The following is a 14,457-nucleotide window of genomic DNA, read 5'->3' as shown; positions in this document are numbered from 1 at the left end:
CGCCGCGGCAGTCCTGCCGCGCCATGCGGAAGCAGCCGAGCCATGGGCCGCGGCAATCTGCACAGGCCTGGAACTTCCCCGCCAGCCGAGATCGCGGCGGTGCAAAATCCTGACATCGTTCGCCTGAGCGCCGGCGCGCCGTAGCTGCTACAGAAGCAAGCGAGGTGTGGGCCTGGAGCCTGGCGGAGGAAACCATGAGCCTGCCTATCGGCGCGACGGGTTCTCCAGGCTGTTACCGGAGCTTGACGCTCTGCCTTGCGACGTGCTTCGGCATCAGTACCATGGGCGGCCCACCGGTCCGGCCGGCAATGGCACAGGATGCGCCGCCGCCCGCCGCGGCGCCTGCGCTGGCGGCGGCCCATCCGGCCGACAGCCGGATGACCCAGCCGCAGCTCGAGCAACTGCTCGCGCCCATCGCGCTCTATCCCGACTCTCTTCTGGCGGAGATGCTGATCGCCTCGAGCTATCCGTTGGAAGTCGTGCAGGCGCAGCGCTGGCTCGGCCGCGAGGCCAACGCCAAGCTGCAGGGTGAGGCGCTGGCGCAGGCCTTGCAGCAACAGCCCTGGGATGACAGCGTGAAATCGCTGGTGCTCTTTCCCGACGTCCTGAAAATGATGAACGACCAGCTTGAGTGGACGCAGCAGCTCGGCGATGCGGTCCTGGCGCAGCAGGCGGACGTGCTCAACGCTGTGCAGGTGCTTCGGAACCGGGCGCAGCAGGCCGGCAAGCTGGAAAGTGGCTCGCAGCAGACGATCACGGTGTCGCAGAACGTGCCGCTCCCCCGACAGGTGGACCTGGTGGGCGAAGCGACACCGGTGAGTGTCGCCGTGGCACCGCCGCCGCAGATCATCACCATTGAGCCAGCACAGCCAGACCAGATCCACGTGCCCGCGTACAATCCGGCGGTTGTCTACGGTCCCTGGCCTTATCCATCCTACCCGCCCCCCTATTATCCCCCACCTGCCGGCTGGGGCGTCGGCAACGCGCTGCTGACAGGCATGGCCTTCGCCGGGGGGGTTGCCCTGGTCGGATCGATCTGGGGCGGGGCAGGGTGCGGCTGGAACAGTGGCGACATCAACATCAATTCAAGCCGGGTCCGCAATGTGGACCGGTCGCGCACAACAGGAGATGTCGGCAACCGGTGGCAGCACAATTCCGCGCACCGGCAGGGCGTCGCCTACCGCAACGAGGAGGTGAGGAATCGCTTCCAGGGCGACCGTCCAGGCTCGGCGGCGGCCCGGGACCAGTTCCGTGGACGTGTCGAGCAGGCTGATCGCGGTGGATCCGCGCTCAATCAACGTGCCAGCCCCTCGCGCTCGAACACCGCCGGCACTGGGCAAGGAGCCCGCGCCGGACCGTCGCCGCCGGTGCGGGCCGGCGCGGGGGAGCGCGCATCGGCCGCAGGCGGCACCCGGGCCAGTGGATCTCAAGGCGGGGCCACGCGAGCCAGTGGTGCTCAGGGCAGTGGCACCCGGACTGGCGCCGCCCAAGGCAGCGCTGTCCGAGCGGGCGGCGAACGCGCCGCTGGCGGCGGAGCCAACAGCCTCCGGCATGCGCCGAGCGGGCGCCCGGCGGTCAGCGGGCAGGCTGCGCAGGACCGGCGGGGCACCGGGGCCACGCGCGGCGCACAAAGCTTCCAGGGCATCGGCCAGGGCGGGGATGTGCGGACCGCCTCGCAGCGTGGCCAAGCGAGCCGCCAGTCACCGCCAAGCGCGCGCCCCGCTGCGGGTGGAGGCGGGCGGACCGCAAGCGTCGGCGGGCGGGGCGGCGGAGGACGCGGGCGGTGAGCACGATGCGGTGGATCATTCTGGGCGTCGGCATGGCTGTCCTCCTCTGGCCTGGGCCAAGCCTTGCGCAGGAGCGGCCCTTGCCGGCTCCGGATCCAGCCCGGCGTGAAGCGCCTCAGGCGACGCCACGACCTGTTCCGCCCCGAGCCTTCCGGACGCCGGAGGAAGGCTTCGCCGCCCTCGCAAACGCCATACGTGGTCACGATGAGCGGCGCCTCATCCAGGTTCTGGGCGGCGAGGCGCGCCGCCTGATCCGCTCCGGCGATCCGGCGGCCGATCGAGCGGCGCGGGAGCGCTTCGCCTCGGCCTATGCCGAACGCGCGGAGATCCTGCATCCGGACGCAAACCGCGCCACCCTCGAAATCGGGAACGACCGATGGCCCTTCCCGATTCCCATGATCCGGCGTGTCGGCCAAGCCGGCTCATGGCGGTTCGACGCGCGCCAGGGCGCTCAGGAACTGATCGACCGCCGCATCGGCCGCAATGAACTCGACACCATCGAGGTCCTCCGGGCCATCGTCGCCGCGCAGTCCGAATATGCAGTCACGGTGGGGCGCCAGGGCGGCTTCAGCGTCTATGCGCGACGCATCTTCTCCACGCCTGGGACACATGATGGTCTCTACTGGCCTTCAAAGGAGGGGCAGCCGGAAAGCCCGCTGGGTCCATTGGCCGCGGCGGCGAGCGCCGGCGGCTATGGCGGCTCGCCCGCTTCGGGCGATGCGCCACAGCCCTTCCACGGCTACATCTTCCGCCTCCTGGAGGCACAGGGGCCTGCCGCCGGGGGAGGCGCGATGGACTATGTGGTCGGCAGGCGGATGATCGGGGGCTTCGGCGTCCTGGCGACGCCGGCGGAATACGGCGTTTCCGGCATCCAGACATTCATGACCAGCCACGCGGGCGTGATCTACCAGCGCAATCTGGGCCCCGCCACCAACCGCATCGCCCGCAGCATCCAAACCTTCAACCCCGAGCCAGGCTGGGAGGAGGTGCGGCAATAGCGTCGGGAACAGGCAGGCGCGGCAGTCCTGCCGACAGTTGGAGGACATGTGCAATGGATGGCATGCTCGCCGCACTCGGCCAGCGCGCGGTTACCCATCTCGGGTTACCGGACCGCTTTTTGCAGCCTGACGCGCTGCTCCATCGTGCCAAGGCGGCTGAGGCACTCGCGGCTTTCGACGGCGAGGCGCCGTTCCGTATGTTGCTCGAACAATACCGCCAGGAAGCCGATCTGAACTTCATCGGCTGCTTCGCCGCGCGCTACGACGCCCTGAGGTTGCTGCGCAACCTGGCGGCCCTGAAGCGGCGGGAAACCAGCCAGCCAGCCGTGCTCCGCACACCGATCAGCAAGCCCATCTTCATTACTGGCCTGCCGCGCAGCGGCACCACCTTTCTGCACAAGATGCTGGCGGAGGATCCGGAGAATCGTTGCCCTGCAGCATGGGAGACCGTCTTTCCGTTGCCGCGCAAGCCAGACGATCCGCCATCACAACGCATCGCCGCCATGGGCCGCCTGCTGGCCGCATTCGAGCGCATGGCGCCCGGCTTCCGCGCCGTTCATCCGATCGACGCCGAATCTCCGCAGGAATGCAGCGAGATCACCGCGCATGTGTTCCGAAGCTATCGCTTTCAGATAACGCACCACATCCCGAGATACCTCGCCTGGCTGCGCGCAGCCGATCATGCCCCGGCCTACCGCTTCCACCGCGTCTTCCTGCAGCACTTGCAGCACACGGATGGGAGACCGCGCCGCTTCGTGCTGAAATGCCCCGACCATGTCTTTACGCTCGGTGCATTGGCTGAGGCATACCCCGATGCGCGGATCATCTTCCTCCACCGTGACCCGCTGGAGGTGCTGGCCTCGGTCGCCGGGCTGACCGCCATTCTGCGCCGCCCCTTCACCACGGGCGCGAACAGGCAAGCCATTGGCCAGCAGGTGGCCGAATCCTGGCTGGCCGGGGCCGAGGCGATCCTGTGTGCGGATGCCGGGCGCCTGTTTCCCGAAGACCGGGTGGCGCATCTTCGCTTCCGCGAACTCACCGCCGCGCCAATGGCCACGATCGCCTCAATCTATGAGCGTTTCAACCTGCCCCTCCTGCCCGACGTAAGGCAGCGAATGGAGCGCCGCATCGCCAGACTGCCTCATGGGGGATATGGGGGCGTGAAGCATGCGCTCGCCGACTACGGCATTGATGCCGACGCCATGCGCCCGCGCTTTGCCGCCTATGCTGCCCGGTTCAACGTCTAGGCAGCGCGTGGACCTGACCCGGCACCGGATCCCGGAATTCGCGGGCGTGCATCCACGACCCTGCGCTTCTCCGCTGTTGCTGGCCGCGATCCGTGACATCCCGTCGAAACACATGAGGGAGGCACTGATGAACCTTCCAGGCCAGATCGCCTGGCATCCGCGGGAATGCCGGTTGGTGCCCTGCCAGCAGGACAGGGCCTGATGCCGCTGGTGCGCCCGCCCGTCACATGGACCCCGCCGGAACAGGTTGAGGCGCGGCCTTCATCCCGCTTTTCGCGGCTGGAGGGAGAGGCGATCGGCATTCTGCGCGAGGCCGCAGCGGCTTGCCGCCGCCCGGTGCTGCTCTACAGCATCGGAAAAGACTCTTCCGTGCTGCTCCATCTGGCCAGGAAGGCCTTCTTCCCTGGCCGGATGCCTTTCCCGCTGCTGCATATTGATACCGGCTGGAAATTCCGCGAGATGATCGCTCATCGCGACCGCATCGTCGCGGAACTCGGGCTGGAATTGCTCGTTCACGTTAATGTGGAGGGGCGGCGCCGCGGCATCAACCCGTTTACCTCGGGCGCTGCGGTGCACACCCAGGTGATGAAGACGGAAGCACTGCGCCAGGCACTGGACCTGCACGGCTTCGACGCCGCCATCGGCGGTGCGCGTCGTGACGAGGAGAGGAGCCGTGCGAAGGAGCGCGTCTTCAGTCTACGTGGTTCGGGCCATAGTTGGAATCCGCGCGACCAGCGGCCGGAACTCTGGGGCTTGTGGAACACGCGCCTGGGACCCGGCGAAAGTCTCCGGGTTTTTCCGCTTTCCAACTGGACCGAGGCGGATATCTGGGATTACGTGTTGTCCGAGGACATCCCGGTGGTACCGCTTTATCTTGCGCGAGAGCGACCGGTTATCCGCCGCAGCGGCATCTGGATCATGCGCGATGATGACCGCATGCCTCTGCTGCCAGATGAGCAGCCGGAAACGCGCAGCGTCCGCTTCCGCAGCCTCGGATGTTGGCCACTGACCGGCGCGATTGAGAGCACTGCGACGACAGTGCAGGACATCATCGCCGAGATGCGCGCAACCCGATGGACCGAACGGGCAGGGCGGGTAATCGACGGCGAGGGGGAGGCCTCTATGGAGAGCAAGAAGCGCGAAGGATATTTCTGATGCCGGACAGTCTGGCGCTCGTTCATTCGCGCGAGTTGTTGCGCTTTCTCGCGTGCGGCTCGGTCGATGATGGAAAATCGACCCTGATTGGCCGGTTGCTGTTCGAGACGGGGAGCGTGCCGGACGACCAGCTGGCGAGGTTGGCCCGCGAAAGCCGTCTACACGGAACAACAGGCAATGATCTGAACTACGCGCTTCTTCTTGATGGATTGGAAGCTGAACAGCAACAGGGCATCACTATCGACGTTGCCTGGCGTTATTTCCGGACCCCGAAGCGAGCCTTCATCGTCGCCGATACACCCGGCCACGCGCAATATACCCGCAACATGGCAACCGGCGCCACTTACTGCTCGCTTGCCATCATTCTGGTTGATGCGAGTCGGGGTTTGCTGGAGCAGACGCGACGGCATGCAATGATCTGCGCCTTGCTGGGCATCCGCGAGGTGGTGCTGGCTGTCAACAAGATGGACCTCGTCGGATATGACGAGGCGGCCTTCATCCAGATTTCCACCGCTTGGTATGCTCTTGCTGGCTCGTTGGGCTTCAGCTCAGCCACCGCCATCCCGCTTTCCGCGCGTTCTGGGGAGAATCTGGTTCGGCCCTCGGGCGTCATGCCATGGTATGATGGGCCTTGCCTGCTCGGATTGCTGGAGGCGATCGAGATCTCAGATGATGCTTCCCTGCTGCCCTTTCGCTTTCCAGTCCAGTGGGTCATCAGGTCAGATGAAGGCTTCCGTGGCTTCGCCGGGACCGTGGGTTCGGGCCGCGTCAAGGTGAGCGACTCCCTCGCGGTTGCTTCATCGGGTCGTGTAGCCTGCGTCGCGCGCATCGTCACTATGGACGGGGATCTGCCCCAGGCAGAGGCGGGGCAGGCGGTCACGCTAGTGCTGAATGAAGCCGTCGACATCGCCCGGGGCGACCTTCTGGTGGAACCTTCATTACGCCCAGCCATGGCGGATGAATTTGCTGCCCAGCTGATCTGGCTTGACGAAGAGCCAATGCTACCAGGTCGCGGCTACGCTCTCCGCATCGGCCATCTTTGGACCTCCGCCTCCATTACCTCTGTCCACTATGCACGGGAGGTGATGACAGGAGGCATACGGCCAGTGCAAAGGCTGGAGATGAACGAGGTCGGGCTCTGCCACTTCGCGGCAGCGCGGCGCGTCCCCGTCGATCCCTACCAGGCAAATCAGGCTACCGGCGCCTTCATACTGGTTGACCAGCTGACTAGGAGAACCGTTGGCGCGGGATTGATGGAGCGCTCTCTGAACCAAGCCAGGAACATCCATCCCGAGGCATCCCCTGTGGACCGGCGGGCCCGTGCCGCGCTTGTGGGGCAGAAACCGCTGGCTGTCTGGTTCACCGGCCTTTCTGGCTCGGGCAAATCCACCATTGCCAAGCAAGTGGAGCAGGCGCTGCATGCCGCGGGTCGGCACACCTACTGTCTTGATGGCGACAATCTCCGCCACGGGCTTTGTCGTGACCTCGCCTTCACGCCAGAAGACCGGATGGAGAACATCCGCCGCGCCGGGGAGGTTGCGCGGCTGATGCTGGATGCCGGATTGATCGTGCTTTGTGCATTCATCTCGCCTTACCGCGCAGAGCGGAAGCTGGTGCGCGACCTTTTTCAACCCGACGAGTTCTGCGAGGTTTTCGTCGATGCGCCGATCGGGATCTGCATGGCGCGCGATCCAAAAGGGCTTTACGCAAAGGCACGAAGGGGGCTGATCCCGGATTTAACTGGCATGGGAAGTCCGTATGAGGCGCCGGAGGCGCCGGATCTGCATCTGCGCACGGATAGGCAACCGCTAGAGGACTCGGTCGCCGAAGTGCTGGCACATCTACGAGCGGCAGGGATCGATTTCTGAATCGCGGATGGAAAGCCAAGTGCCCAGCGATTTGGCGATGACCTCGGTCTTCTGACAGGGGATTAGTTCCCGGAAGCCGGACGCACAGGCTTGCATTTGTCTCGCTGGCCCTCTCTCAAGAAGAAACCAGGCCGACGATAACCGTGCCCCAGGTCGTCAGAAGGATCTGGCCGATCGGTACCGCCGCTGTGTAGCCGAGGACAGCAACCGGGCTCTCCGACTGCTCCTGTACAGCCGCCATGGCTGCGGTTGTCGTTTGGGCGCCAGCAAGGGCGCCAAGCAGGAGAAGCGGGTTCATCCGCAGCAGGTTCCGACCGGAGTAGAGGCCCACCACCATCGGCGCCATCGTAACCACCGCACCGCCGAGTAGCAGGCCAACTCCGGCTTCCGCCACGGCCGACAGGAATACCGGGCCTGCCTGCAATCCAGTCATGCCCACAAAGGCCGCGAGGCCGAGCGAAGTCATCAAGGCAACGGCACCATCCGGGATAGGACCAAGTAACGGAAGGCGGGTGCGCAAATAGCCAACCAGCAGACCTGCCAGCAAAGTCCCCACGCTGGTACCCAGGGAGACTTGCATGCCTTCAATGGAGAAGGTGACCAGAGCCCCGGCCAATCCGCCCAGGAAGATCGCCAGGCCAAGCGTGACGAAGTCAGTGGCAGTGGCCGACGCAATAATCCGGCCCATCCGGCGGGCGGCACCTGCGACGACCGGTTCCGGTCCCACAAGATGCAGAATGTCCCCATTCTCAAGCGTGAGCCCGGGAGCCAGCGGGACCGCCTCCCCGCCGCGCATCACCGACCGGAGGTAAAGACCACGCGCTGATTCCTGGAACGCCAGTTCCCCGAGGGGCCGACCAACCAGATCGTGGCTGGTCAGGAGAACCCTCGCAACAGAAAGCGGGATGTCCAGCAATACTGGGTCCTCAACTTCCTCCGCCTTCTCGCCGAGCATCCCGATCAACTCCTCCCGGCGGCCGGACAATGCGACAACATCGCCGGCATGCAGAACGAGATCTGGAGTAGCTTCGTGCAATTGCTTATCGTGACGGACCCGCAGGATGAAGAAACGATGCTGCGATGCATGTGCCTCGGCGGTTGCCACCGAGAGGCCGGCAAGGGCTGAATCCGCCGAAAGACGATAGGCGCGGACCTCGAAGCGGCGCCAGGCCGAGAACACGCCGGGTGCCGCCCGCTTCATTCCAAGCTCCTGCTCCAGCTTCCGCGCCTCTGTCTTCAGGTCGATTCCGAGAATCTGCGGGCCCACAACGCTGCAGAACATGATGACGCCAACGGAGCCAAAGACATAACAGACCGCATGCGCAACAGCGACATGAGCGATCAGCCTGGCGCGCTCGGCTTCAGGAAGTGGCAGCAGGCCGATGGCTTCCGTAGCGGTGCCGATGGCGGGACTCTGGGTCAAGGCGCCAGAAACAAGACCCGCCGCGAAGCCGACATCGAGGCCCATGAGCTTCGCCACCATGGTCGCCGCGGCGAGCCCGGTCGCGCAGCAGATCACCGCCAGCAGCATGGGCTTCGCGCCCTGCCGCCGCAGGGCCTGCATGAATTGCGGCCCCACCGAGTAGCCGATACCGAAGAGGAAAAGCAGGAAAAGGAAGGACTTCGTCATGTCGGGTACGGGGACATGCGCGAACTGCCCCACCAGGATCCCGGCGAACAACGACCCGGTCACCGGGCCGATGCTGAATCTGCCGAGCCTGATACCGCCGAACCAGGCACCGAGGCTGATCACCAGGAACAGCGCCAGCTCGGGATACCTGACCAGGAAGGCTTCGAACCATGTCACCGCAGTCCCCCTAACTGGCCGTGTTTCCCCTCGCTACTGCGCCAGGATCATGGCGAAGTAGCCGAGTACGGTCAGCAACACACCGGAGACCGCATAGGCCACCGGAAAGCCGATCCAGGGCACGTTGGACTGGATCTCCACCGCGGCCTCGCGGCAAGGACCGCTGTGGCTGCGGGCTCCCGCCACGCCGCCCATCAGCACCGCCGCGTTCATCCGGAAAACGTGGTAGCCGATGGCCCAGACCACGATGGGAGGCACGGTGCAGGCAATGAAGCCGACGAGAAAGATCTTCAACGCCAGAGCCCCCGTAAGCTGCGCGAGCAGTGAATTGCCGGCGTTGATGCCTACAATGGCAACGAAGACGATCAGCCCGAGATCCTCGAGCACGTTCCGCGCCGCCGCCGGCGTATTCCCGAAGAAGCGCAGGCGCGAGGCCAGAGAGGAGACGATCACGCCCGAGACCAGCAACCCTCCGGCATTGCCAAGGCCAACCCTGGAGCCGAAAGCAGGGAAGTCGATCTGCCCGATGAGGAAGCCGAGGATCATGCCAATTGACAAGGTCAGCAGGTCCGTTGCCGTCGACGGGCGTACCACGCGCCCGAACGCCGCACCGACCGCGCCGACCGCGTTCTTCACGCCGACCACTGTCACCAGGTCCATGCGCTGAAGCTTGGTGTTGTTGCCGATCGGAACCGGGACACCTGCGCGCTCCAGGCTCACGACCTGGATCTGGTCCACGCCAGGCAGGGCGCGCCATTCCTCCCTCGTCTTCTGGAGGACCTCTTTATTGGTGACGAGGATCTCGGCACGGTCCAGAGGCAGGTCCAGCGCCGTGCGGTCCGAAACCTCCGGGCCTATCAGCCCCATTTTCTCGGTCATTGTTTCCCGGCGCCCACCCAGGGCGATCACGTCGCCGCGGAGAAGTTGCAGATCCTCCTCCGGGCCGAGGGCGACCTTGTCCCGCACTATGTTCACCACGCGGTACTCGGGGTTCTCCTTCAGCATCTCACGCACCGTGCGACCAACCCAGGCCTCGTTCTCCAGCCGGTAGGCGCGCAGTCCGCCAGCCGTCCAGCCTGATAAGGCAGGCACATCGCCGGTGGCCACGCCATGCTTCGCCTCGTATTCGCGTGCCGCCATACGGGCGTCGACGCCCCACCACTTGGGCAGGTACTTGGTGATGAGGATGATGCCAACTGTTCCCCAGATATAGGTGATACCGTAGGAAAGGGCGATCATCGCGCTGACCTGTTCCGGCGTGGTGCCCGGCGGCAGCGCGAGGGCGCCGGACAGCACGGCCTGCTCGGCGGAGCCGATCGCCGCCGACATGGTTTGCGAGCCGGCCAGCATGCCACCGGCGGCGCCGACCGGCAGGTCGAGCAGTTTGGCGCCAAGGACCACCAGGACCAGCCCGACGGCGCAACTCACAAAAGCAAGGAAGGTGAACTTCAGCCCGTCGCCGCCGAGGCTGTTGACGAAGGATGGACCCACGCGGAGCCCGACCCCATACATGAAGAGGTAGTAGAACAGCAGCCTGGTGAAGTTGTTCAACTCCAGTTTCGCGCCGTAGGCCGAGGCCCAGACCGAAAGGCCACAGCCGACGACGATAGCCGCGGCCACCATGCCGAGCCCGTAGCCGGCGATGGTCTGCCGGCCGATCCAAACCGAAAGCCCGACGGTCAGGAACAGCAGGATATATGGATTGGCGGCGAGGAAGTCGAAGAAGCCTTGCATGGTGTCGATCTCCCGACGGTTGCCGCCGATCAGCGCCTAGCTCGGGCCGACAAGGCGTCCGCCCTCAACAACTTCAGTCCACGAACCCGTTCGTAGCCATGGATCTCCTTCACATCGAGCTTGCGCATGAAGTCGATCGTCTCCTGCGTCAGCACCTGTCCCGGCACCATGATAGGGAAGCCAGGCGGATAGGGGATGACGAAATTGGCCGAGATCATCTCTGGCCCTTCCTGCAGCCGTCGATCACACTCGGCGGCGAAGAGCGGAACGTACTCGCAAAGCGCAGGATCATAGGCACCGAAGAATCCTGCGCGGATGTCACCCTCCGGCGTCGTGCGGCCGGCATTCCCGCGAAAGGCCTCATCGAAGCGGCTGAAGTTCGGGAGGTCAGGGACATCGGTCATCAAGGATTTCACCCGGGCCTCGAAGCCCTCCCGCTCCGCATCGCCACCCGTCGCAAGGCGGTTCTCGATGCCGCGGCAGATCTCCACCAGAACGCGCACAAGCTGGGCAACATCACTGCGTGTATTGTTGATATTAGACTGCAAGAGTACGCTGTTACGGGAAGTCTTGTTTACCTGGATGTTGTAATCTCCGGCCAGGATTCCCTTGAACTGCGTGCCGTCGAAGCCGGCCGTGCCGCAGACCAATGTCATGCGGGTGGGATCGAGATAGAACTCGTCCTCCCGCATCGCCTTCACAACATCGGCCCAGCTCGCGCCCGGCGCCAGATAGTCCTTGAAGCCCGATTGGCGGTAGGCCGCGGGGATCATCTCATCGGCTCCGAGCACGCGGAAATACTTCGAGATCAGTGGGTGCCCGTTGACCGCCCGGCGGATCTTCAATGCGATCTCGATGGCATTCATCACCAGTCCGTAACCCTCTAGTTCCATCTGCCGCCGAGCGACATCAAGGCTGGCGATGAGCTGTTGGTTCGGACTGGTGGAGGCATGGGTGAAGACCGCCTCATGAAACTGTGCCTCGACCGTGTGAAAATCCACATCCTTGACCAGCAGCATCGATCCCTGCCGGATCGCCGACATTGACTTATGGGTTGAGTTGGTCTGGTAGACCCGCAGTCGAACCCGGCGCGGATCTGGGATAAGGCGGGTTGAGAGCAGAACCTCATCGGACGGCGCCTCCCCCACTTCCCGCTGCTGCGCATCATAGGCGTCACTAGAGGCCGGATTGCGCAGCCATGCCTCGATGTCGGCGGCCGCGCCCATTGCCGTCCGAGGGCGCAGAAAAGGCGAGAAGCGGGCGAACCCGGACCAAGCCTCGTCCCAGAGAAAAACAAGGTCCGGCTTGATGGCGAGACATTCCTCCATCACGCGCCGCACATTGTACATGTGACCGTCGAACGTGCAGTTCGTGAGATCGAGCAGCCGCAGCCGGTCAAGCCTTCCTTCGGCCCGAAGGGCCAGCAGCGCACGCTTGATGGTCTGCAGCGGCACCGCCCCGTACATCGAGTATTCGGTCATAGGGAAGGCTTCGACATAGAAGGGCAGGGCCCCGCTCAGTACCATGCCGTAGTGATGCGATTTATGGCAATTGCGGTCTACGATGGCGATGTCGCCCGGCGCCAGCAGCGCCTGGACCGCCATCTTGTTCGAGGTCGAGGTGCCATTGGTCACGAAAAACACATGATCGGCCCCGAAGGCTCGTGCTGCCAGTTCCTGCGCACGCTTGATGTTTCCTGTCGGCTCCAGGAGACTGTCCAAGCCACCGGTTGTTGCGCTGCTTTCGGCAAGGAACAGGTTCAGCCCGTAGAATTCGCCCATGTCGCGGATCCAGTCGGATCTGAAAACCGACTTGCCGCGGGCGATCGGCAGCGCGTGGAAAGTCCCGATCGGTCGGCGCGCATACTTCTTAAGGTTATCGAAGAATGGTGTTTCGTAACGCGCCGCAACTCCTTCGAGGATTGAGAGATGCAACTCCAGCGGCTCTTCCACCGCATAGAAGATGCGCCGCGCCGATTCTGCTTCAGGGTTTCCGGCAAGGCTTTCTACATTCCGCTCGGAAAGCAGATAGACGTCAAGCTCCGGCCGGATTCTCTTCAGGCTGCAGGCAAGACGCAAGGCAGAAGCGTCCCGCGAATCCTTTTCGCCAAGCGGGTCTAGGATCGACCGCAAGGCCGGCGCATCGTGGCGAGACCTGTACGGAAAGCCCTCCGCTAAGACGACAGCTGCGATCGCCGGGTTGACGGCGGCCGCGCAGAGTGCGTCTTCGAAGGATCCAACGAAGACTGGCTCATAAAGAAAGGCATCCTCAGGCCGCCGCATCCGCCGGAGTTCTGCGGCGAGAGCGGGCCACCGCGAGGCTGGCTGGCTGTTCACGAACAGAACCTCGAGATAAGGCCGGTGTATCCGCGCCTTGCCGAAAGCTGATGGTAGAACATCCGCGATCTCCGCGGCCGAGGCATCCTCCGCAATGTCCCATTCGCCAGGCTGGCCGCGGTAAGAATGGGTCAGCAGCGCGTTAGAGATACGCCGCGCCAAACGGGCGGCGTCGCCAGCATCGTCCGAAGCAATGCGTTCACGCAGGGCACCTAGGAGGCGCGGGCCTGGATAAGCATGAAATTCCTCGATCGGCGCCATGGCTTCAAGCGCTGCTTCGAAGGGCAACCGCTTTCCAGACCCCGAGGCCCATTCCTCGGCCAGCACGGTGAGGTCTCGCCAACCGTCCGCACGTGCCGAATGCAGGAGAAGGAACTGGTCAATTTTCTTGGCTTCGTAGTTCATTGGCATTCCTCCGAGCGCGGGCATCCGGGGCTGACCAAGACCGATCAACGTCGCCGCACGCCGCGTCCGGAAGCGGCAGCGAGTGAACCTGTGTTCTCTGGCATCGACTCTGTAGGATTACCCTTCCGCCTAATGGCACAGGGTGCTCACTGCGAAACTGGATCAACGGCGACAGCAACGGATTCCGTGTAGATCAGGTCAACACGATCACCCACCTTCAGCGTTTCGACAAAACGCTGCATCTCCGGGTCCTGGACCCTGACCGTCTGCGAGCGGTTGGCCGCACCGATGAAGGTGACGGCATGCGACGCCTTGTCGATCGCGCTGATCGTCACCGTTGAGCGGATCTGGTCGCCTATAGTGCCCGTGGGCGCCGACTGACCAGGCGCGTGCCGGGCGATGCCAGCTTGACTGGTCGCGGTGCCCCCGCCGCCCTGCCCAGGCCGGGCGAGGCTCGCGGCGAGCGCCTCGACATAGCGCACGACAACACGGTCGCCCTGCTTCACCCGCGAAAGGTTCTCCACGCCTGGCCCGGCCTGCATTTCGAAGGTATTCCCCCCCGGGCCGCGCAGCACAACCTTGCGCGCTTGCTGATCGATCGACTCAATGGTTGCGACGGCTTCGGTGGTGTAGGCCACCATAGCGCCCGGGGCCTGCGCTGCCTGTGCGAGCGCGCCCGACGACCCTGCCTGGGCCACAAGAAGTGCTACTCCTGCGGCCAGCATGGGAAATAGGCGGACGGTGTTCATCTGCATCCCTCCTGCGGATTGTGTTTTCATCCTGCCTCCGCGCGAAGCTGTGCGATCGCACGGTGCACGGCTCAGACGGGATCGTCGATCCATCCCAATGGCTGCACGCAGGCCGTGCCTCGTCCAGTCATCGCTCAGGCTCGGGCATTTTCCGGCAAGATGGTAGAATGGGCTCGGTTCGTGTTCATCCCACATCGATATCGAGAATCCGCGTCTTGGGACGGAGTTCATCCGCAGTACAACCGGAACAACAGGGCGGCCAGTCTACCTGCAGCCGCGGCGGCTATCTCAGGCAAGTAGTGGCTGCTTCACGGCCACGCCGGGTTCAGTCTGCCAAGCCAATTTCTGATACCGATCAGGCTTCCCGTTCG

General features: G+C 64.4%; 9 protein-coding genes. 5 read left to right on the top strand and 4 right to left on the bottom strand.

The window, feature by feature from the left end:
* Positions 1 to 194: 194 nt before the first annotated feature.
* From F0Q34_RS11955 to cysC, 5 genes are all read left to right on the top strand, one after another.
* Positions 195 to 1,787 carry a DUF3300 domain-containing protein gene (locus F0Q34_RS11955; RefSeq protein ID WP_149812456.1) on the top strand — a complete coding sequence of 531 codons (1,593 nt, stop codon included), beginning with the start codon at positions 195 to 197 and terminating at the stop codon, positions 1,785 to 1,787.
* A gap of 80 nt (positions 1,788 to 1,867) precedes the next feature.
* On the top strand, positions 1,868 to 2,785 hold the full coding sequence (locus F0Q34_RS11950) for a DUF2950 family protein (RefSeq protein WP_241665456.1): 918 nt from the start codon (positions 1,868 to 1,870) through the stop codon (positions 2,783 to 2,785).
* 53 nt (positions 2,786 to 2,838) lie between these two features.
* Complete coding sequence (locus F0Q34_RS11945; protein WP_149812455.1) at positions 2,839 to 4,032, top strand: sulfotransferase family protein; 1,194 nt, start codon at positions 2,839 to 2,841, stop codon at positions 4,030 to 4,032.
* A 201-nt stretch (positions 4,033 to 4,233) separates the two neighbouring features.
* Positions 4,234 to 5,187: a sulfate adenylyltransferase subunit CysD gene (gene cysD, locus F0Q34_RS11940; RefSeq protein ID WP_149812454.1), complete on the top strand. Its 954-nt coding sequence runs from the start codon at positions 4,234 to 4,236 to the stop codon at positions 5,185 to 5,187.
* Positions 5,187 to 7,055: an adenylyl-sulfate kinase gene (cysC, locus tag F0Q34_RS11935; RefSeq protein WP_149812453.1), complete on the top strand. Its 1,869-nt coding sequence runs from the start codon at positions 5,187 to 5,189 to the stop codon at positions 7,053 to 7,055. The genes cysD and cysC overlap by 1 nt, the downstream gene beginning before the upstream one ends.
* A 115-nt stretch (positions 7,056 to 7,170) precedes the next feature.
* Here cysC and F0Q34_RS11930 read toward each other — a convergent pair whose 3' ends face one another.
* From F0Q34_RS11930 to F0Q34_RS11915, 4 genes are all read right to left on the bottom strand, one after another.
* Positions 7,171 to 8,862, bottom strand: a complete 1,692-nt coding sequence (locus F0Q34_RS11930; RefSeq protein WP_149812452.1) for an aspartate-alanine antiporter-like transporter — start codon at positions 8,860 to 8,862, stop codon at positions 7,171 to 7,173.
* A gap of 33 nt (positions 8,863 to 8,895) precedes the next feature.
* Positions 8,896 to 10,596, bottom strand: a complete 1,701-nt coding sequence (locus tag F0Q34_RS11925) for an aspartate:alanine exchanger family transporter (protein ID WP_149812451.1) — start codon at positions 10,594 to 10,596, stop codon at positions 8,896 to 8,898.
* A 29-nt stretch (positions 10,597 to 10,625) separates the two neighbouring features.
* Positions 10,626 to 13,337: a decarboxylase gene (locus F0Q34_RS11920; RefSeq protein WP_149812450.1), complete on the bottom strand. Its 2,712-nt coding sequence runs from the start codon at positions 13,335 to 13,337 to the stop codon at positions 10,626 to 10,628.
* 146 nt (positions 13,338 to 13,483) lie between these two features.
* Entirely contained in the window at positions 13,484 to 14,086 is a 603-nt protein-coding gene (locus tag F0Q34_RS11915) for a hypothetical protein (RefSeq protein WP_149812449.1), read from the bottom strand.
* Between the last annotated feature and the right edge of the window lie 371 nt (positions 14,087 to 14,457).

The sequence above is a fragment of the Teichococcus oryzae genome (assembly GCF_008386565.1).
GTDB lineage: Bacteria > Pseudomonadota > Alphaproteobacteria > Acetobacterales > Acetobacteraceae > Pseudoroseomonas > Pseudoroseomonas oryzae.
Note: the sequence above shows the minus strand (reverse complement) of the source record. Positions and strands in the feature narration are given on the sequence as shown.

Coding starts and splice junctions, on each gene's coding strand:
- F0Q34_RS11955 (WP_149812456.1), top strand. CDS start 195: ATGAGCCTGCCTATCGGCGCGACGGGTTCTCCAGGCTGTTACCGGAGC.
- F0Q34_RS11945 (WP_149812455.1), top strand. CDS start 2,839: ATGGATGGCATGCTCGCCGCACTCGGCCAGCGCGCGGTTACCCATCTC.
- cysD (WP_149812454.1), top strand. CDS start 4,234: ATGCCGCTGGTGCGCCCGCCCGTCACATGGACCCCGCCGGAACAGGTT.
- cysC (WP_149812453.1), top strand. CDS start 5,187: ATGCCGGACAGTCTGGCGCTCGTTCATTCGCGCGAGTTGTTGCGCTTT.
- F0Q34_RS11925 (WP_149812451.1), bottom strand. CDS start 10,596: ATGCAAGGCTTCTTCGACTTCCTCGCCGCCAATCCATATATCCTGCTG.
- F0Q34_RS11920 (WP_149812450.1), bottom strand. CDS start 13,337: ATGAACTACGAAGCCAAGAAAATTGACCAGTTCCTTCTCCTGCATTCG.
- F0Q34_RS11915 (WP_149812449.1), bottom strand. CDS start 14,086: ATGAACACCGTCCGCCTATTTCCCATGCTGGCCGCAGGAGTAGCACTT.